Source organism: Streptomyces asoensis (genome assembly GCF_016860545.1).
In the GTDB taxonomy this organism is placed as follows: Bacteria; Actinomycetota; Actinomycetes; order Streptomycetales; family Streptomycetaceae; genus Streptomyces; species Streptomyces asoensis.
In genome coordinates this window covers 250669-269380 of record NZ_BNEB01000005.1, presented here as the reverse complement: position 1 = coordinate 269380, position 18712 = coordinate 250669, and the positions used below count along the sequence as shown (strand labels likewise).

Annotated in this window: 18 protein-coding genes and 1 pseudogene; 5 read left to right on the top strand and 14 right to left on the bottom strand. The window is 73.5% G+C overall.

The window, feature by feature from the left end; all coding sequences use genetic code 11:
* Positions 1-115: 115 nt before the first annotated feature.
* Complete coding sequence (locus Saso_RS24555; RefSeq protein ID WP_229901252.1) at positions 116-754, bottom strand: DUF6197 family protein; 639 nt, start codon at positions 752-754, stop codon at positions 116-118.
* Positions 755-1001: 247 nt separating this feature from the next.
* On the opposite strand from Saso_RS24555, the gene Saso_RS24550 reads away from it, so the two are divergent.
* Together Saso_RS24550 and Saso_RS24545 are read left to right on the top strand one after the other, a co-directional pair.
* On the top strand, positions 1002-4397 hold the full coding sequence (locus Saso_RS24550) for a hypothetical protein (protein ID WP_189921631.1): 3396 nt from the start codon (positions 1002-1004) through the stop codon (positions 4395-4397).
* Between the two features lie 78 nt (positions 4398-4475).
* Positions 4476-5111 carry a GNAT family N-acetyltransferase gene (locus tag Saso_RS24545; protein ID WP_307822246.1) on the top strand — a complete coding sequence of 212 codons (636 nt, stop codon included), beginning with the start codon at positions 4476-4478 and terminating at the stop codon, positions 5109-5111.
* A gap of 286 nt (positions 5112-5397) precedes the next feature.
* On the opposite strand, the gene Saso_RS39095 is transcribed toward Saso_RS24545, so the two are convergent.
* The 6 genes from Saso_RS39095 to Saso_RS24515 all read right to left on the bottom strand — a co-directional run bounded on the left by Saso_RS39095 (position 5398) and on the right by Saso_RS24515 (position 10385).
* Positions 5398-5556, bottom strand: coding sequence for a hypothetical protein (locus Saso_RS39095; RefSeq protein WP_189921633.1), 159 nt, complete (start codon positions 5554-5556; stop codon positions 5398-5400).
* Positions 5557-6264: 708 nt separating this feature from the next.
* Positions 6265-6633 carry a sigma factor gene (locus Saso_RS24535; RefSeq protein WP_203833552.1) on the bottom strand — a complete coding sequence of 123 codons (369 nt, stop codon included), beginning with the start codon at positions 6631-6633 and terminating at the stop codon, positions 6265-6267.
* 59 nt (positions 6634-6692) lie between these two features.
* Complete coding sequence (locus Saso_RS24530; protein WP_189921635.1) at positions 6693-7223, bottom strand: hypothetical protein; 531 nt, start codon at positions 7221-7223, stop codon at positions 6693-6695.
* A gap of 44 nt (positions 7224-7267) precedes the next feature.
* The gene (locus Saso_RS24525; RefSeq protein ID WP_189921637.1) at positions 7268-7669 is read right to left on the bottom strand and encodes an STAS domain-containing protein; all 402 of its coding nucleotides are present in this window, start codon (positions 7667-7669) and stop codon (positions 7268-7270) included.
* Entirely contained in the window at positions 7666-8763 is a 1098-nt protein-coding gene (locus tag Saso_RS24520; protein ID WP_189921639.1) for a cobalamin B12-binding domain-containing protein, read from the bottom strand. The genes Saso_RS24525 and Saso_RS24520 overlap by 4 nt, the downstream gene beginning before the upstream one ends.
* Positions 8763-10385 carry a PP2C family protein-serine/threonine phosphatase gene (locus Saso_RS24515; RefSeq protein ID WP_229901253.1) on the bottom strand — a complete coding sequence of 541 codons (1623 nt, stop codon included), beginning with the start codon at positions 10383-10385 and terminating at the stop codon, positions 8763-8765. The genes Saso_RS24520 and Saso_RS24515 overlap by 1 nt, the downstream gene beginning before the upstream one ends.
* 543 nt (positions 10386-10928) lie before the next feature.
* Between Saso_RS24515 and Saso_RS38815 the strand changes: the two genes are divergently transcribed.
* Positions 10929-11057 carry a hypothetical protein gene (locus tag Saso_RS38815; RefSeq protein ID WP_268253212.1) on the top strand — a complete coding sequence of 43 codons (129 nt, stop codon included), beginning with the start codon at positions 10929-10931 and terminating at the stop codon, positions 11055-11057.
* Positions 11058-11103: 46 nt separating this feature from the next.
* Here Saso_RS38815 and Saso_RS24510 read toward each other — a convergent pair whose 3' ends face one another.
* Positions 11104-12258, bottom strand: a complete 1155-nt coding sequence (locus tag Saso_RS24510; protein ID WP_189921643.1) for an ABC transporter substrate-binding protein — start codon at positions 12256-12258, stop codon at positions 11104-11106.
* Positions 12259-12451: 193 nt separating this feature from the next.
* Between Saso_RS24510 and Saso_RS24505 the strand changes: the two are divergent.
* Positions 12452-12673, top strand: a pseudogene (locus tag Saso_RS24505) (alpha-L-rhamnosidase-related protein); the annotation flags it as partial.
* Between the two features lie 255 nt (positions 12674-12928).
* Here the strand turns inward: Saso_RS24505 and Saso_RS24500 are convergent.
* The 5 genes from Saso_RS24500 to Saso_RS24480 form a co-directional block, all read right to left on the bottom strand.
* Entirely contained in the window at positions 12929-13237 is a 309-nt protein-coding gene (locus tag Saso_RS24500; RefSeq protein ID WP_229901254.1) for a DNA-binding protein, read from the bottom strand.
* Between the two features lie 98 nt (positions 13238-13335).
* On the bottom strand, positions 13336-14985 hold the full coding sequence (locus Saso_RS24495; protein ID WP_189921645.1) for a purine-cytosine permease family protein: 1650 nt from the start codon (positions 14983-14985) through the stop codon (positions 13336-13338).
* 291 nt (positions 14986-15276) lie between these two features.
* Positions 15277-15507 carry a hypothetical protein gene (locus Saso_RS24490; RefSeq protein ID WP_189921647.1) on the bottom strand — a complete coding sequence of 77 codons (231 nt, stop codon included), beginning with the start codon at positions 15505-15507 and terminating at the stop codon, positions 15277-15279.
* A gap of 169 nt (positions 15508-15676) precedes the next feature.
* On the bottom strand, positions 15677-16369 hold the full coding sequence (locus Saso_RS24485; protein ID WP_189921649.1) for a hypothetical protein: 693 nt from the start codon (positions 16367-16369) through the stop codon (positions 15677-15679).
* A 259-nt stretch (positions 16370-16628) separates the two neighbouring features.
* Positions 16629-16985, bottom strand: coding sequence for a hypothetical protein (locus Saso_RS24480; RefSeq protein WP_189921651.1), 357 nt, complete (start codon positions 16983-16985; stop codon positions 16629-16631).
* Positions 16986-17248: 263 nt separating this feature from the next.
* Here Saso_RS24480 and Saso_RS24475 point away from each other — a divergent pair, with 263 nt between their 5' ends.
* Complete coding sequence (locus tag Saso_RS24475) at positions 17249-18124, top strand: YihY/virulence factor BrkB family protein (protein ID WP_189921652.1); 876 nt, start codon at positions 17249-17251, stop codon at positions 18122-18124.
* 37 nt (positions 18125-18161) lie between these two features.
* Here Saso_RS24475 and Saso_RS24470 read toward each other — a convergent pair whose 3' ends face one another.
* The gene (locus tag Saso_RS24470) at positions 18162-18653 is read right to left on the bottom strand and encodes a MarR family winged helix-turn-helix transcriptional regulator (protein WP_189921654.1); all 492 of its coding nucleotides are present in this window, start codon (positions 18651-18653) and stop codon (positions 18162-18164) included.
* Between the last annotated feature and the right edge of the window lie 59 nt (positions 18654-18712).

The window sequence follows — 18712 nt, the reverse complement described above, 5'->3', positions numbered from 1 at the left end:
ACCGGTCAACGGGCCGCGCGGGTCCGGCGTCGCCCGGCCGGGGCGGGGTCCGGTGTGGCCCGGTCTGCGCGAGGTCCGGGGGACCGGTCGGCGGGGGCCCGTCGGGCCGGGTGGTTCACCGGCCGCGGGCGTCCGCGAGACGGGCCGCTTCGAGCAGCATCCGTTCCGGAACGGCGCCCGAGCGCTGCCGGTCGTTGAAGGCGGGCACGGACTCGTCGTGGAACCTCCGCCGGATCGCGTCCAGCAGGATCGCCGAGGCGTCGACCACGAGATCCTGGTCGCCGCCCGCCTCCACGTGGAGGGCGCCGAGGAGGCAGACGGACCCGTCGTCGTCGGTGAGGGCGCCCGCACACCATCCGGCCGTCCGCATGTGGTGGTGGGCGCGTTCGAGGAGGGCGGCGGCGGGAGTGCGGTAGGCCGCCGGGGCGGCCGGCTGCCGGGCGGGAGCGATCGGGACGGTGATCACCTCGGCGAGGTCGACGGGGTCGACGGCCAGGTGCGCGGTGCGCACCTCGTGGGCGACGGCGGCCTCTTCGAGACGCAGGGTCATGAGGGCGTCGACGGCGGCGAGCCGGGCCTCCAGCCCGAGGTCCGCGTCCGACGCGGTCGGGACGGGCGAGGTCGGGACGGACGAGGTCGGGACGGACGAGGTGGCGGGGGACGGGGGCCCGGCGGGACGCGGGGGCGCCGTGGCGGGGGACGCCGGCGCGGTGGTGCGCGGGGGCGCCGTGGCGAGGGAGGGGGAGGCGGGCATGTGGGCTCCGGTCGGACGGGGGCGATCAGGTTCACCGGACGCCCGGGGACGGGGCGGGCAGCAGGCCGGTCGGCGTCATGGCGTCGAACCCCTCCAGGGTGGTGCGGCCGGCGGTGCGCTGCCCGGCGGGATGGGCCGGACAGCGGAACGGGATCAGCCGACGGTGACGAGCCGCCCCTCGTCCGGTCGGCGACGAGCCGGTGTTTATTCGATCGCACGCGCGGATCTTGACGGGCAGAATCGGCGCATGCCGACCACCGCGGAGCAGTTGCTCTCCGCCCTCGAACCGCTGCCGTTCCCCGCTCGTCTGGCCCTGACGGCGCGGACCGCCCGCGGACTCGCGGACGACGGGGCGCTCGCTCCCCTCCTGGCCGAACTGGACGCGGGCGGGTCGTACGAGCGGCGGATCGCGGCGCTGGCGGCGCTCGTCGGGCGGGACGCGGAGTTCCTCGCGGACCGGCTGGCCGATCAGGACCCGGTCGTCGCCGGCTACGCGCGGCGCGCCGTGCGGGACCTCCCCGTCCCCGACCGGGCGGTGGAGGCGGCCTACGACGACGCGCCGGCCGTGCTGCGGCAGCGGCTGGCCCGGGTGCTCGCCGCCGGGGGCCGTGCGCGGCTCGCCGAGCGGCTGGTGGCGCGACTGCGCGAGGAATGGGGCGACGCCGAGGCCGCGCGTCTGCTGCCGGCCTGCTCCACTGCGTTCGTGGCAGCGGAGCTGCCCGGTCTGGCGCACGCCGTCGACGGCTGGACGCGGCTCGCGAGCCGGCATCCCGACGCGGTGCTGGACCACGCCGAGCGGACCTTGGCCGACCGGGCCGGGGGCGGGCAGCGCGACGACTGGTGGCGGCTGTACGCCACCACGGTCGGCGCGCTCGCACCGCTGCGCCCCGAGCGGGTGCTGACCCTGCTGGAGCGGTACGGTCCCGGCACTCTGCCGCCCGCGCTGAGCCGCGGCCTCGGCCCGCTGGCCGCCGCCGACCCCGAGCGGGTGATCCGCTGGATCACCTCCCCGGACCGCCATGAACACCGCCACGAGCCGGTACCGCCGCCCGGAGTGCTGCACCGGCTCGTGCGGGCCGACTCCGCCTCTCTGGTCGTGCTGGGCCGGCACTGGCTGAACCGCGGCGCCCACTTCGGCGCGCTGGTGAAGGCCCTCGCACCGGGCCTGCGCCCCGCCTTCGTGGACGCCGTCGCCGACCTGGGCACGCGCGGGAACCCGGCGCTGAGCGTCCTCGACCTGCTGCCGCGCGACCGCCGCTCGACCGAAGTGCGGCGCGCCGCGGCCGAGTTCGACGGCACCGACTACTGGTGGGACGATCTCGACACCCTCGCCCACGGTCCCCTCGACGAGGCGCGTCCCGCGCTGCTCGCCGCGATCGCACGCCCCGACGCCGACGACCGGGCCATCGCCTGGCCGCTGTTCGTGGCCTGCGTCGAACGGGACGGCGGCCGGGAGGCGGTCACCGAGCTGCTGACCACGGCCGGGCGGCGGCTGCGCAACGAGCGGGACCCGGTGCGCGCCGAGGCGCTCGGCGCACTGGCCGGCACGCACCCGAGGCTCTTCGCCCCCGAGGACGCACCGCTGCTGGACGCGCTCACGGCCGACGCGCTGGGGGCCCGGGACTGTTCCGCCGCCACCCTGACCGCGCTGCGCACCTTCGCCGTACGGCAGTTCGTCGAGCATGCCGGGGACGGGTCGACGGACCTGCGGGACTGGTCGCTGCGCACCCTGGAACGCATCACGAGCCGGGTCGGCGTACCCGACTTCGGCGCGCTGCACCGCATCCTGCGACGCGGCCAGGAGCACCAGGTGCTCGACACGCTGCGCCCCTGGCTCGACGCGGCGGCCGAACGGGCCGACTTCCGGCTGCTGCTGGGTCTGGCCGCCGCGCTGGGCCCGCGTGCCCGCCGACTGCCCGAACTCCAGGAGAGACTGGCCGGGGCCCTGCGGCGCGGCGACGACGAGACCTTCCGGGAGGCGGCCCGTCTGTGGCTGGCGGCACCGCAGACGCGCGACGAACGGGTCGCCCGGATCGTCGCGCTCGACCCGTCCTGCGCCGTCCTCCCGCCCGTACGACGGGTGTTGAGCAGACGGCGCACGGATCTGCTGGACACCCTGCTGGGCGGGACCGCGCCGTACGGACGCTTCCTCGTCGACGGGGCCCGGCGGCCGCTGCCGGACCTCGACGACAGCGACCGCTGGCTGCCCCGCCAGCAGCAGGCGGCGGTCCGGCTGGCCGCGGCGGCGGTCGCCGACCCGTCCCTCCCGCTGGACGACCGTGCCGCCCTGATCCGCGCCGCGGCCCCGGTGCCCCGGTTCGGACGGGACCTGGCGTTCGCGCACACGGACGACCCCGAGGTGGTCGTCGCCGAGGCCGCGCTCGGCGCGCTGCCCTGGACCGACCGCCCCCACGACAGCCTGCCGACGCTGCTGGAGCAGGCGGGCGGCGACCGCGCCCGGGTCGCGGTGTACGCGGCGTCCCGGGCCGCCCGCTTCGCCGCTCCGTCCGAACTGGCGCGTGCCCTGGGCCCGTTGCTCACCGGGGAGCGTCCCGCGAAGGTGACCTCCCGCAAGGAGGCCGTGCGGCTCGCCGCGCGCTTCCTGCCGCCCCGGCAGGCGGTGTCGCTGCTGGCGAGCGCCTTCCGCGCTCCCGACCGCCACCCGGACGTACGGGCCGCCGTCGTGCGGGCCTTGCCCCCACTGCTCGGTGAGCCCGAGGCCCGGCGCCTGCTCGACGACGTCGCACGCGACGACGCGCTGCCCGTGCACGAGGCCCTCCTGGCCGTCACACCCTGGGAGCTGGCCGAGCCGTACCGCCGCGCGTACGCCGAGGTCGTCGTCGCGGCCTACGACACCGGCCTCGGGCTCACGGAGGGCTTCGGGGGCGGCTACGGCCTGCTGCGCTCCATGGGGGTGTGGTGCCGCTGTTCACCCGACCTGGCCGCCCGGATCGCCCGTACCGTCTGCGACCTCGACGGGCGTACGCACTGGCAGACCGCGGGGTGGGTGCTGCGCGACCTGGCCGTCTCCGGACTGCCGCACCCGGTGGGCGGTGCCGCGCCGGGCAGCGTGTTCAGCGGCGCGGTGGCCGAGTTGCTGGCCGCGCTGCACACGGCCGAGGGCGGCTGTGACGCGGGGGAGCGCCGGGATCTGCCCGCGCTGCAACGGCTGCGGAACCTGACGTCGTTCGGCCATGTCGACGGAGTGCGGCCGCAGTTGCTCGAGGACGTCGTGCGGCAGCTGGCTCCCGAACCCCTGCTGACGGCCGAACGCGCCGACCTGCTCGGCCAGTTGATCGACCACACCACGGATCCGGAGGCACTGCCCGACCGGCTGGCCGAGCTGGCCGACGTCCTCGACGGCGCCGGTGTCACCGCCGCCCTGCACACCACCGGCCGGCTGCGGACGTCCTCGGCCCACCGCGCCGCCCCGCGGCACGTCGACGTCATGCTGACCGCGGCCGACCGGTTCGCCCGCGACGGCGGGACCGCGGCGGGCCTCCTCGCGATCGGCCTGGTGAAGTCCACGGGCCTCGCGCTCGGCTGGCCCGAGGAGTGGCGCGCGCTGCTCCGCCTGCTGCGCGCGCACGAGAACGCCGACGTACGCCACGAGGCGTACCGGACCATGACCCAGAGCGAATGACGACGCGGCGGCCGGGGCACGTCCCGGGCCGGTGAAAAGCGTTCGTGGATCCTCGGCGTGCTGGCTAACCTCCCGTCCATGACCTCACTCGTGCGGCACCGTCCGGCTCCCGCAGAGACCGGCCCGGCCTTGCGCGCGCTGTGCGAGTGGACGCCGCCCGACACTCCTGGCGGCGGGCTGCACCCCGGCGACCTGGGGTGGTACCTGCGCTACGACGACGCCGCCGTGGTGCTCTGGGCCGACGCTGACGCCGATCCCGCGGCGCCGGTGGCGGTCGGATTCCTAGACGGCCCCGTGCTGCGGGTGACCGCCGCGCCCCGAGCCGACCTGGCCGCGCTCTCCGCCGACGCCGAGGACCTGCTGGGCCCCGGTCAGGACTGGTGCGACGGCCTGCCGATGCCCGGCTGGGCGCCGGAGCGGGAGGAGTCCTGGTCCGTCATGTCCTGGACGCCCCGGCCGGTGTCGAGCCGTGCCGAGCCGGTGGACGCGGACGCGGCGGCGGACCGGGTGCTGGTACAGCGGTCCGCCTTCACGGGATCCACGTTCACCCTCGAACGCTGGCGCACCATGAAACGGTCGCCCGGCGGCGGGCTCGCCGTGGAGGCGCTTGTGCGCACACCCGACGGGGAACCCGCGGCCGCCGCGACCGGATGGTTCGCGGGCGTCAACAGGTGCGGGCTGCTCGAACCGGTCGGCACCCGTCCCGAGCACTGAGGCCACGGTCACGGGCGCGACGCCGTACTGGGCGCCTGCGCGGCCCTCGCCCGCCGGGGCGCGAGCGCGGTCGCCGTCGTGACACCGTCCGCGAACGAGGCGGCGGTGGCCACCTACCGGTCCGCGGGCTTCACCGTCGTGCGCGAGACCCGCGACCGGGTCCGCCCCCGAAAGCCCTGAGACATCCCGGGACCCGCCCCGCCCGCGCAGCGCGGTGCCGTGGTCCTAGGTACAAGTGCCGAGGCCGGCTCGGGCCCGGGAAGGGTGCGTTCCTGCGGTCCTGGGCTCAGAGTGGTCCCGTCTCGCCGATCCTCCCCGAGGAAGGGGTGCCCGCCATCCGCCGAGTTGGGTGGCGGGCGTCGGCAAGGGCACGCTCTTCCGCCGGTTCGGCGACCGCAACGGACTGCTGCTCGCCCTGCTCGACGACGTCGAGGGCGAGTTCCACGACGCCTACACCTGCGGTCCTCCGCCACTGGGCCCGGGCGCACCGGCGCAGGACCGGCTCACCGCGTTCGGCCGCGCCCTCGTCGAGCGGGTCGCCGACGAGACGGACCGCTGGTACGGCGGACGGCCGGTTCCCCGCAGGCCACCGCGGCCGGATGACGACGCCCGGAGACGGCACCCGCGTCGGCGCCGTTCGGCAGGCTCCCCCCGGCTAGCCGGGCGGGCCTTCCTCCGGGTCACGGCCGGGCGAGGCAGTCGCCCCAGAGCGCGGCGAGCGGCGCCGGGATCTCGGGCACGGCGGCACAGCCCCGGGGATCGCGCGGGAACCCGTCGGTGGCGACGAAGATCCACGCGCCGTCCGCGCCCTCGGTGAAGTACTTCTCCGCGCCCCCTCGTCCTGGAGCTGCACCAGCTCGCTCTCGGCGGCACCGGCCGTCGGCGTGAAGGAGCTCGCCGTGTGGCCGACCCCGCCGCACCGGCCGTAGGGGAACCCGCCGCAGGCTCGTGCGAGGCCGCGCCGGACGGCTCCGCGGTCCCGTCCGGCGGAGTCGTGGACGTGACCGGTGGAGTCGTCGACGTGTCCGGCGCCGGAGGGCCGACGACGGACTCGGGCGGCGCGTCCTGGCGGGAATGCCCGGTGACGGCGAAGGCACTGCCGCACACCGCGGCGAGCTCCTCGGACCCGCGCCGCAGGATCGAGGCGAAGTCCTCAGTCACGGTGGTGCACCTCCTGGACGGCGGAGCCGGAAACATCACGCATGGCAGGAGCAGGAGCAGGAGCAGGAGCAGGAGCAGGAGCAGGAGCAGGAGCAGGAGCGGACTCGGACAGCCGTGCGGCCATCGTGGGAACCTCCTCGGGCATCCCGAGGCGGCGGTGGGCCGTGACGCGGTTGACCGCCTTGCGCCAGACGCTCACCCGGACGCGGCAGGCCACCGAACGCACCCACACCTCCGGGTCCGCGTAACCGGACACCTTGTCCCAGTTCCGCCAGGCCCGGGCGAAGGCCTCCTGCACCAGGTCCTCGGCCTCGACGAGACTGCCGGTCATCGCGTACATCTGGCCGGTCAGCCGACGCACATGGGCGGCGTGGAAATCGTCGAAGACGCGCGCATCGCGCGGACCGGGTGCGGGTCGGGTCAGGCGTCGTCGCCGAAGAGAGGGGCGTAGGGCGTGTTCTCCGGGGTGAAGACGAGGACGTAGTCCTTGCCGACGGTGAGCGCCACCTCCCGCAGGCGTGCCAGTACGTCCGCCTCGCTCGACAGAGGCAGGCCGAGGGCCGCCGCGGCACGGTCCCGCCGGGCCTCCAGATCGGGGATGTCCTCCAGGTACTCGGCCGCGCTGCGGCGGCTCTCCTCGACGGTGAACGTAGGACAGTCCCGCCACCACGGAACGACCAGCAGCAGCCGAAGGAGTTCGGGCAGCCCGACCGCGACCAGCGCCGCCCCGCCCTCGGAGTCCGCGTACAGGACGGGCCGTTCCTCGCCGCCCTCGCCGCAGAAGAAGAAGGTGCCCCCGGCGCCGTCGCCCGCGAGGGCCTCCAGCCGGGCGCCGGAGTCGAGGTGGACCTCCTCCACGTGGTCGTCGCGGTCCGGGTCGAAGTCGCCGGGCCAGGCCAGGAATCGGGCGGCTTCTTCGTGCGCCCGCAGGGCGGCGATCAGCGAGGTCATGCGCCGACCCTATGTCCGACCGGCTCTCCGCGTGGGTCCGCCGGCTATCCGGTGGGGCCGTTGGCCTCCGCCGGGACCGCGGTGTCCGCGGCCGGGGCGTGCTGCGTGAGGTGACCCGTGACGCCGGTGACCTTGAGCATCCGGGTCAGGTACACGGGCTGGTGGTGCAGGTGCAGGGTGATGCCGGCGGGGTGGGTGCGCCGGTGCAGGCCGAGCAGCGCTGACAGTCCGCTGGAGTCGAACGCGGTCAGTTCCGCCCAGTCCAGGTGCAGATCGCGCAGCGTCGGCCCGTACCGCTCGGCGTGCGCGTCCAGCGCCCCGGCCACGGCGGGAGCGAAGTCGTCGCTGGTGTCGTAGTCGAGGTCTCCGTGGACCGCCAGGTGCAGTGCCTGCGCGTCGGCGGTCTGCACGGTCACGGAGAACTCGGCCGGCAGATAAGAGGTCATGCGGTGAGTCCTGGGCCGGGGTGGATATGCGGTGCGGGCAGTGAGTCGGTCGCGGCGTCGAGGAAGGCGAGAGCACGAGGATAGTCGCGCAGCTGGTCGGCCAGGATCTCCAGCCCCAGCCGGAGGCTGTGCGCGGGCACGCGGCGGGCGGTGAGGATGTCCGCGGTCCAGCCGGTGAACGCCGTGAACAGGGCCGCGTCGTCCACGTACAGGGCGGTGGCGAGGAATTCCACGATGTGGGCGAGGTCCTCGGCGGTGCGTTCGCGCTGCGTCGTGCTGTAGGACCGCATGGCCGGCCACCGCTCCTCGAGGGCGGCGAGGGACTGCCGGACCAGGAGGGTGCGGTTCTGCCTGATGAAGGTGTATTCCTGGTCGGCCAGGTGCGGGAGGTCGTCGATCTGCTGCCGTTGGCGCTGCCGCGTCCGGTGCCCGGTCAGCCCCTGGGCCAGCAGGTCCGCGGCGGCGCGGGCGTCGGGCGCCCAGGCGTCGGCGTTGAGGAGACGCGCGTAGCGGCCGTCCGCGGCGAAGGCGGCCCCGCCGACCATGACCGGGATGCCGAGCGACTGCACGGCGGTGACCGCCTGGTGCGCGGTGGGCAGGTGGGTGGGGATCGACGCCGACAGCAGCACGGCCACGGGGTTGGTCTGGTGCAGGTGCGCGATCAGCCGCGGGGTGGGCGTGTGGGCACCCAGGAAGTCCACCTGCCAGCCGCGCAGGGTGAGGAGTTCGGCCAGGAAACGGGCGGGCAGCGCATGCCACTCGCCGTCCACGCAGGCCACCGTGACCGGTCCCCGGCGCGGTGCCCGCGGCCGGGGTGACGGCGCGGACCGGCCGGCCAGCGAGGCGACGATCCGGTCCACGATCGCGCTGGCCGCATGCTCCTCGGCGACGCTGATGCGGTTGGCTGCCCACTCCGTGCCGACGCGGTGCTGCACCCCGGCGACGACGTCGAGCAGCAGCGCCTCGGCGTCGGCCCCGGCGTCGGCCGCCCCGGCCACCAGCCGCAGCGCGGCCGGCTCGTCCCTGGTGACCACCGCGTGCCACAGCAGTTCCGCCAGGCCCTCCACGGCCGTGCCGACTCTGCCGTCCGTCATCACGACTCCCGTCCGCGGGGACGGGGGTCCTGGTATCCGTCGACGACCCGTGCGGGGTCGTGGCCGCCGACGGGATTGGTGATCGCGAGCGTGGCCATGTCGTCGTGACGGTCGCTGCCCAGCCACTGCGCGGCCAGCATCTGCACCCGCTCCACGACCGCCTCCGCGGGCATCCGCGCGCACTCGCCCAGGGCCTCCCGCAGCCTCGCCTCGCCGAACAACTGATCACCCAGCGGGCCGCCCCGCGCCTCGGTGATCCCGTCGGTGTACAGCAGGCAGGTCTCGCCGGGAGCCAGCGTCACGTCGACGCTGTGCGTACGGATGCGGGGCAGCGCTCCCACGAGGGTGCCGCTGGTGGCGACCTCCTCGACCCGGCCGTCCTCGCGGATGATCAGCGGCGGCAGATGCCCGGCACTGGTCAGCCGCAGCCGCACCTGCTCCGAGCACCGTCGCACGGAGGTCAGCACCAGGGTCGCGAAGCGGGTGTGGTGGGAGTTCAGCAGGGCGCCGTTGAGGAGGCCGAGCACCTGCCGGTGGTCCCCGGAGAGCGGCAGCAGGGCGTGCAGCACGCTGCGGATCTTCCCGGTCAGGACGGCGGCCTCGAGCCCCTTGCCCGCCACGTCCCCGAGGACGACGAACGTCTCGTCCGTGGCGTGCGCACCGGGGTGGACGTCGTAGAAGTCGCCGCCGACGCGCTCGTGGTCCTGCGACGCGCGGTAGGCCCCGGCGTAGTCGACGTCGTGCACCCGTTCCAGCCGTGGCGGCAGGAGCTCCCGCAGCAGGGTGGCCGTGATCGAGGACTGCTCCGCGTACAGGCGCGCCGCCGACAGGGCGGCCCCCGCCCGGGCGGCGAACAGCCGGGCGAAGAGCTCCTCGCCCTCCGTGAACGCGCGGTGTGTGCTGGAGCGCAGCAGGATCAGCACCCCGGCGGGCATCCCGTGGCCGGGCAGGGGAGTGACGATCACCGATCCGATCGTGCGGTCGAAGCCCGGTGGCACCGCCCACTCCGGCAGACCCTCCGGGTCGATCCACCGTGTGGGGACCGGGGGGAATCCCTGGAGCGCTTCCGCCAGCCCGGGCACCGTGCGCGCGTCGACCGGCAGCACGGCCCTGGTGACGTCGCCCTCGCCCTGCGCGTAGGTCAGCGCGTGGCGGCGCCCCTGGGCGGGCGCGACGATGACCGCCGCGTCGGCGAGATGACCGGCGGCCATCCGGGCCGTCACCTCCGTGCAGCGGTCCACGTTGAGCGACGACAGCAGCTCGCCGGAGACCTCCGCCAGCAGGGCGGCCCGCTCGCGTTCGCTGTGCAGCGCCTCCTCGGCGAGACGCAGACCGGTGTTCTCCACCAGCCACCACACCACGTCCCCGCCCTCGGTGGGTGAGGGGTGCGCTTCGAACGTCCGGCCCGCCACGGCACCCGCCGCCGCGCCCGCGGAGGCCCGCGACGGCGTCCCGGCGGACTTCAGACGGTCGTGCGCCTCGGCCAGCCAGCGCGGCAGATCTCCTGTCGTGGGTTCTTCAGCGCCGCGGTCGAGGAGCAGGCTGCGCGCGGCATCGTTGGTCTCGACGACGTCCCCGGCCCGGTCGATGACGATGACGGGGTAGGGCGCGCCGCCCCACACCGCGCCGACGCCACCGCCGGGGGAACTGCTAGAGGTACCTGGGGAAGGGATCACAAGCGGGGGAACGCATTCGCGCGTACCCCACCACCTCTCTGCCGCTCGAAAAAGATTGCCGTTCGGCAACCGTCTCGCATCCGGCGGCAGTGTGCAACGTCCGGTTCCGTGTCCTGCGTCCTGACCTGGAGATCCCCGGCGTCCGCGACCCGCTCCGACAGGTCCCGGACGGGTCCGGAACCGCAGGGCGGACGGTGGCCGGCGCGAGGCCCGCAACCCGTTCGCCCCGGTCAGGACCCCGCCTCGCACGGGGGCGGAACCTCACGGGCCCGGGCGACGGAAAACCGGGGGAACCAACGGCGAGCGGGTTCCGCCCCACGACCGGCCGACACCGGAGTGTGTCCGGTGACACACACCGGGCCCGCACCGGTGCTGACCGGAAGACGCGACGACCCTGTTCGGCCCAGGCCCCCGCGCGGGCGGCGGGCGGGGCTGTTCCACTGGTCGCAGGACCCCACAAGCCCCACCCCGCAAGCCCCCACACTCGTCGTGGACGTGTGGGAGTCCGAGGAGGCGTTCCGGCAGTTCGGCGCGACCCTCGGGCCGATCCTGCGGGAACTGGGCGTCGAGGGCGTCCGGCCGCGGACCTACCCCGTGCTCAACGTCGTCACCCGCTAGCACCCGCTAGCACCCGCCGGCACCGGCCCGTCGGCCGGGCCGCTCGTCACGCGCCCGGGTGCAGCCCGAGCCGGCCCGGTGTCGGGTCGCCCTTCACCTCGCCGAAGTACAGCGCGAAGGTCTGCTTCCAGCGCTCGACCTCGGCGCGGTCGGCCATGAAGCGCGGGAAGCCGTCGACATGGGCGTTGCAGTACTCCCAGATCGGCTTCAGACCCGCCGGCGGCGTGACGTCGGTGCGGACGGACCAGCCGTTGAAGGACCCGTTCTGCATCTGTGTCGACAGCTGCCAGTTGAGGAAGAGCTTGGCGGCCGTGGTGTTCTTCGCCTGTTCCAGGACGGCCGCGCGCTGGCCCCAGGCCATGAACGGGTGCCCGTCGGCGATCGAGAACGTCACGGGAGACGCGCCGACCGCAGACCCCGCCGTGCCCACGCCGATCGTCTTCCGCCCGCCGAACACGGCCTCGCCGGGGGAGTTGCTGCCGCGCGCGAACTGCACGTCCTGGGCGGCGAACCGGGCCACCCAGTCCCAGCCGTAGGTGCGCGCGTACAGGGAGAACAGGTACAGCACGGCGTCGTCGTCGTGCGGGTAGGCCGAGGCGATCCGGCCCTTCCACTGCGGGTCGACCAGGTCGCGCGGCGTGAGTCGCCTCGCCGCGCCGACCGTCGCCGTGTCGTACAGGAAGCTGAAGGCGATGACGCCGGTGGCCACCCAGGCGCCCTGCGGGTCCTTGAAGGCCTCGTGGACCTTGGAGAAACCGGCCGGCTTGTAGTGCAGCAGGCGGCCCTGCTGCTTCCAGCGGTCGAAGTCCTGGAGCGTCTGGAACTGCACGACGTCCGGCACCAGCGTGCCGGTGGCGAACTGGTTGTCGACCCGCACGTCGTGGTACTTGCTGTAGTCGACGATCAGGGTCAGGTCCAGTTCCGGGAAACGGGCCTTGAAGGCCGCCTTGGTCCCGTCCTGCTGGGTGGGGGTGTCGCCGCCCGCGTAGACGACGAGCTTCCCGCCCTCCGCGAGCGCGGCGCGGTAGAGCTCGTCGAGCGTGCGCGTCTCCTCCCGTCCGCCCCCGCCCCGCGGCGCGCTGGCTGACGTGCCGCGGTCGCCGGCCGGCGCGGCCGCGGCGGGACCGGTCGAGGCGGCGAACGCTCCGGCGCCCAGGGCGGCGCCGGTGGCGAGGACATGTCGTCTGCTCAAGCTGGACATGCTGAGGAGACCTCTCTGAGGGGGGACTCGGGGAACACGACACCCGGCGCCTGGCTCGGCCACGGCCCCGGGCGTCGCCACATCCTGCTGCCGGCGACGGCGGGCGAGCAACGTTTCCCAGCCGTTCGAACCGGTATTCAACCGAACGATTGAACGTGTGCCGCGCGGCGGTCCCGGCACAGGCTCAACTCCCGCGGACCTGGCGTACCGGCTGCTGTTCCAGGACGCCCTGCCCTCCTGGCTGTTCTCGGTGCGCAACGGTGCCACGACGGTCTGGGAGCGCTGGAACTCGTACTCCGAGGCGGACGGATTCGGTCCCGTGGGCATGAACTCCTTCAACCACTACGCCTACGGCGCGCTCATGGAGTGGATGTACGCCTGCATGGCCGGGATCCCGCCCGACCCGGACGGCCCGGCGAGGGGGGGGTGCGTGCGCCAGAGGTATCGGTCATGGGCATGACAATAATTGAACCGACGCCGATTGCCTGACGAGTCAGGAATGCTCCTCCCCGTCAAGTCCGTTGCAGGCCAAGGAGTTCACGTGGGGCGAGGCGGTTGTCGTCACGCGCCCGGTTACGCCGGTGCCGGAGCCGGGACCGGGGCTCTGGCAGGGGCTGGGCCCGGAACCGACGGCGGATCCGGTGTCGCCCTCGGCCTTGCGGATCCACGATCAGAAGTAGCCGACGGCGTCGATGAGGAGGCGGGTGAGTTTCGCCCGTCGGGTCGCCTGCGCCCGCCAGGATTCCTCGGCGCGCACGCTGTCGCCGGTGACCCCGGCGTGACCTGCCTGGTTCTCCGCCGGCGTCAGGCGGCCGTTGGCGAGGAGCATGGCGACGCGGAGGGCGGAGACGCCCAGGGTGCGGGCGGCTTCCGGCTGGGACATCCAGGCGTCGTCCCTGACGCGGGTCGCTCTGAGCAGGAAGTAGCCGCGTTCTTTCCGCGGTCCTGGTCGCGGCGACCGCCCCTCGATCTCGTCCACCTGGCGATGGTCGCGCACTGGCTCGGTGCGGGGCAATCGCCTCGGGGCGGGTGCGAGGGTGCCGCGCGGTGGCGCGGCGCCCTCGCGTTCGGACGGGGTCACGCCGACAGTACGTGGTCGCCGGTGGTGTCCGTGCTCAGGCACAGTGAGCAGACCGTCGCGTTGTGGGTCACGCAGGCGGTCAGGTCGGGGCGCTCGTAGGGCCGGCGGCAGACGTGGCAGTCGAGGGTGACCGCGCTCGGGTTGCCGTCCGCGTCCAGCAGGGGCTCGTCGATGCCGTCGTCCGTGCGCCGCAGGTAGTACCTGCCCTTGGTGGCGATCGCCATCAGCGGGGTGAGGACGAAGGCCAGGACGGCCGCGGCCACGGGCGAGTAGGGCTGGAGGGCGTCGCCGAGCGCGTGGAAGTACAGGGCGATGGACAGTCCCGACGCGGCCACGAAGGCCACCGTGCCGACCGGGTTGACCGCGTACAGCATGCCCCGGCGGAACTCCGGCTGGAGCGGGGAGAGGCGCAGCAGGTACTTGTTGATCCCGATGTCCGTCGCGACGGTGACGACCCAGGCGATGGCGCAGTTCGAGTAGAAGCCGAGGATGCTGTTCAGGAAGCTGAACATGTCGGCTTCCATGAGGGCGAGCGCGAAACCGAGATTGACCAGGACGAAGACCATACGGCCGGGATAGTGCCTGGTGACGCGCGTGAAGGAGTTGGTCCACGCCAGCGATCCGGAGTACGCGTTCGTCACGTTGATCTTGATCTGGCTGATCACGACCAGTGCGACCGCCAGCGGGACGACCATCCAGGACGGCATCATCGCGTCGAAGGCCCCCCGGAACTGCTGGATGGGCTCGGGCGCCGCGTCCGCACCCACCTCGGCCAGGATGTACACGGCGAGGAAGACGCCGATGGCCTGCTTGAGCGCGCCTAGTACCACCCAGCCGGGGCCCGCCATGATCACGGCGGTCCACCAACTGCGCTTGTTCGCCTCGGTCCTGGGCGGCATGAAGCGGAGATAGTCGATCTGTTCCCCGATCTGCGCGATGAGCGAGAGGCAGACCCCCGCGCCGAGGAGCACGGACGCGGTGTCGAGCCCGCCCTCGCCGTCGGTCCCCGCGTAGCCGAGGAAGCGGTCGACCGTACCCGGGTCGGCGGCGATCAGGTAGACCAGCGGACCGACCATCAGCAGCAGCCAGACCGGGGTGGTCCACACCTGGAGCTTGCTCAGGGCCTTCATCCCGTAGATCACCAGCGGGATCACCATCAGCGTGGACACCAGGTAGCCCAGCCACAGCGGCAGTCCGAGTCCCAGTTCCAGGCCCTGCGCCATGATCGAGCCCTCGAGGGCGAAGAAGATGAAGGTGAAACTCGCGAAGATGACACTCGTCAGCACGGAGCCGTAGTAGCCGAAACCGGCGCCCCGGGTGATCAGGTCGAGGTCGATGTTGTAGCGGGCGCCGTAGTAGGCGAGCGGGAACCCGGTGACGAAGATGACGACCGCCGCGACCGCGATCGCCACGAGCGCGTTGCCGGTGCCGTGGGCGAGCCCGATGCCGGCGCCGATGGAGAAGTCGGCCATGTAGGCGATGCCGCCCAGGGCCGTCGTGGCGACGACCATGGGGGTCCAGCGCCGGTAACTGCGGGGCGCGAAGCGGAGGGTGTAGTCCTCCAGCGTCTCCTTGACCGCCTGGTCGGTGGAGGAGTCCGCCGGGCCCGTGCCTGATGTGGTCTGCGGTGATGCGGTGGTGCTCATGCCACGCCTCCCGGTGGGGCAGGGTGCGGGTGCTGCGATGCCGTGGGAGGCCCCGCGCGGCGCCCTTGCCGTGCCGGGGAGAGCGGGCACCGGGCGAGAGTCGCTCCCGGCGGCCCGCCCTGTACGACTCCGATCCCACGGCCGGTCACGCTAGGAGGCGGTTGTTACCCTCGACGCCGCCTGTCGTGAACACGACGTTTCCACCGGCTCGGCCGCGCGAGCGATCCGGCGGCGGGACGGGACCCCGGACCTGGGAGAGGTGAGGAGGAGTCGGCGGGGGAGGGGTGGCGCTCACTCCCCGAACGGATGCGGCCCGCACTGCCGGCTGGTCGGGTGGGCGCGGCAGTGCGAGTCCAGGGTCTGCCAGGCGAGGACCAGCGCGGTGACGACGGCGGCGAGCGCGCACCCGTAGAGGATCCACCACCGAAGGGCCGCCCGAGGGGGCCCTTTCAGCGACGACAGGCCGACGCCGAACGTGAGCAACGCGGCCCAGCCGAGCAGAAGCACCAGCAGGGTCAGCACGTGGCCTCCGGGCGATCGTCGAGCCGGTGGACCAGTCAACACCGGCGGGCGGGCGAACGGTAGGGCGATGTGTGCGTCAACTAACCCCCGGTCAGCGAGGGTTGGCCTCCGGTTGGGGTGCCGGTTGAAGGCCGTGCGCGGGTCGCCGGTCAGGGTGCGGTGGGCGGAGCTAGGGGGTGAAGACCTCGTCGAGGCGGTCGATGGCCCCGTCGGCCCCCAGGTGGTAGGTGAAGACCAGCCCGGAGTTCGGGTGCGCCTCGAGCCAGTCGAGGAACTCCTGGACGCCGATGTGCTGGTTCTCGGTGCTCTCCACGATGGGGTTGGTCACCGTCACGTACGCGGCCTGGTCCATCGGGACGAAGGTCTCCTTGCCGACCGTCTCGAACGGCGCGCCGTCCGAATCCGGTGTGCCGCAGCCCCAGTTGCCGTACTTGACGATCAGACTCAGCGAGCCGCCCTCCGGCGTGTAGCGGTAGACCGCGATCTCGTCCGGGGAGATGGGCATCTTGTGGTCGCAGTCGGCGCCGTCCTCGTCCGCCGCGCTCGCCGGCCCCGTCGTCTTGGCGACCGCGGGCTCGGAGGCGATCGGCGCGGCCGGTACGCCGGTGGGGGACTCGACGCCGGAGCCCGCGGCCTCGGAAGGCGCCGCGGAGGACTCCTTCGCCGCCGGGGAGGCGCTCGTCCCGGCCTTGCCGCCGGCGCCGCTCGCCGTGACGCTCGGCGTCGCGCCGCTTGCGGCACTCTCCGTGCCGTCACCGCCTGAACAGGCCGTGAGCGTCAGCGCCCCCATGGCGCACACGCTCACCGCGACCGCCCGGACGGCGCTCGGTCTGCGACGGCTCTTCCGCGGTGCCAGGTTCATGCCTGCCTCCCCCATCTTGCTCGTACGAGTTCTTCGCGAGCCCCGGTGGCTCGGGAGGTAGGGACGAGTTTTGGCCGCCGACGGTTGCGTTCCGGCCAGAATCGCACAGGGTGGCCTCGCTCTTCGGAGCGGGCCCGGACGCGCGGCCAGGCCGGTGCGCGGGTGGGCCGGTAAGCGAAACGGCGGTGGGGTCCTCGCCCGTGCACACGGGCGAGGACCCCACCGCCGTTTCGGCGTACTTTCGTCGTTCGGCGGGCCCTCAGCGGTCGGAGTAGCTGAAGTCGCCCACCGTCCAGGCGCTCACGGCCTCGATCGCGACCCGGTACATTCCGCCGGTCTCGGGGATCCCCACCGTTCCCTGGAGGATCCGGGCCACATGGAAGTGCAGATGCGTGGGTGGCCCGCTCCGCGCCGGAGTCTTGAACACGGTGGAGAACTCGCCCAACCGGTCCGAATCCGTCAGCACCTCCGACACCCGCTGCCTCCACACTGCTTCGGGAGCCAGTCGGCCGGTGATCACAGCGCCACCGGTGACCACGGTAAGGGACATTTGATTGCTCTGCTCGGACTCCACCTGGGCGGCGAGGTCCATCAGCAGTTCGTCAGGCTTCGACACGAGAGCGATTGTATTCGTAGGGCCTCCGGGCGCTCCAGCGGCCGCGCTACCGGGCAGTACGACGATCGGCGTCCCGGGCGTCCGCGCTGCCCCGGACGGCGCCGTCGGCGCGCCGCCGGCGCTCGGTCGGTGGGCGGCCGTGAATTCCCTGGTCGCGGCGGGTCTACGCCGGCGGATTGCGGGTAAGCGGGACACACGCCGTACGGCGTCGGGTCATGGTGCTGCACGGTGGTCCGAGAGCGAGGAATGAGAGCACCCGCACCATGGACGATGCAGACGGCCGCACGGCCCGCTGGTGGACGGCGCTGCGCCGCACGCCGCTGTCCGTCTGGAACGACGACGTCACGGACTGGGCCGCCGCGCTCACCTACTACGCCGTCCTGGCCCTCTTCCCGCTGCTGCTGGTGATCCTCTCGATCCTGGGCCTCACCATGCCCACGGCCAAGCCGGAGGTCATCGACCGTATGGCGCAGGCCGCCCCGGCCGCCTCCCGCGAGCTGCTGCGCAGCACCCTGCGGCAGATGGCCGAGCAGTCGTCGACGGCCTGGACGCTGATCTTCGTCGGAGGCACGGGCGCCCTGTGGTCGGGGTGCAGCTACCTCAGCGTCTTCCGCCGGGCGCTGTACGCCATGCACCGCAGCAGCGCCGACCGGCCGGTCTGGCGGACGGCTCCGCGCATCATCGCCACGGGCCTCGTCCTGATCTCGCTGCTTCTCACGTCGACCGTCGCGATGCTGCTCAGCGGCAGCCTCGCCCGCCGCCTCGGTGACGCCCTCGATCTCGGCAGCGGCTTGCAGACCACCTGGCACGCCCTGCGGTGGCCGATCGTGGCCGCCGTCGCCGTGGCCCTGGTGCTCGTGCTGTACCGGTCCGGGCCCGCGCACTCGCGGCCCGTCGGGAGCATGGCGCCCGGTGGTGCGCTGGCGGTGGTGCTCCTGCTGATCGTCTCGCTGGGCTTCGCCGTCTACACCGCCCATGTCAGCACCTACGACCAGCTGTACGGCTCACTGGCGGGCGTCGTGGTCTTCCTGGTCTGGTTGTGGCTGTCCAACCTGGCGCTCCTGGTCGGGGCGCAGTTCAACGCCGAGCTGGCGAAGAAGAAGCCCGTGCGACTGCCCGTCTCCGTGCCCGCGGCCTGAGCCGCCCGGCCGTCCGGCCGAGCCGCTGTCCGCCCGCTCAGTCGGCGGCCTCGCGCAGCGCCCTGTCGATCTCGCCCAGGGCGGCGGTCAGCCGCCGGTAGTCACCGGCGGACAGCGGGCCGACGAAGAACCTCTCCACCATCTCCGCGTGGACCGCCGCGGCACGCAGGAACGTCGTACGGCCTGCGGGGGTCGGTTCCACCAGGGCCACCCGGCGGTCCTCGGGGGACGGTACCCGGCGGACCAGGCCGGCCCCCTCCATCCGGTCGAGCAACCGGGTCGTTCCGCTGCTGGTGAGGGTGAGGTCGTCCGCCAGCCGCCGTTGCGAGATCTCCTCGGCGGGCCCGCGGCACAGCCTGATGAGCACTTCGAGCATCGTGTGGCTGATCCCGCACTCCCGCCGGAGGGCGGCGTCGATCCGCTGTTCCAGACGGGTCGCGGACTTGATCAGCAGGCCGAAGTCACGGACGAGCGGGCTGTCTGCGGCGCGCGCGGCGGCCTCGGCGTCCGGCTGCGGGGTCTCGTTCATCGCGGCGAGTTTACTGCCGGGGCACTTGCTGCCCTCTCAATTGCTGAGCAGTCAATTGC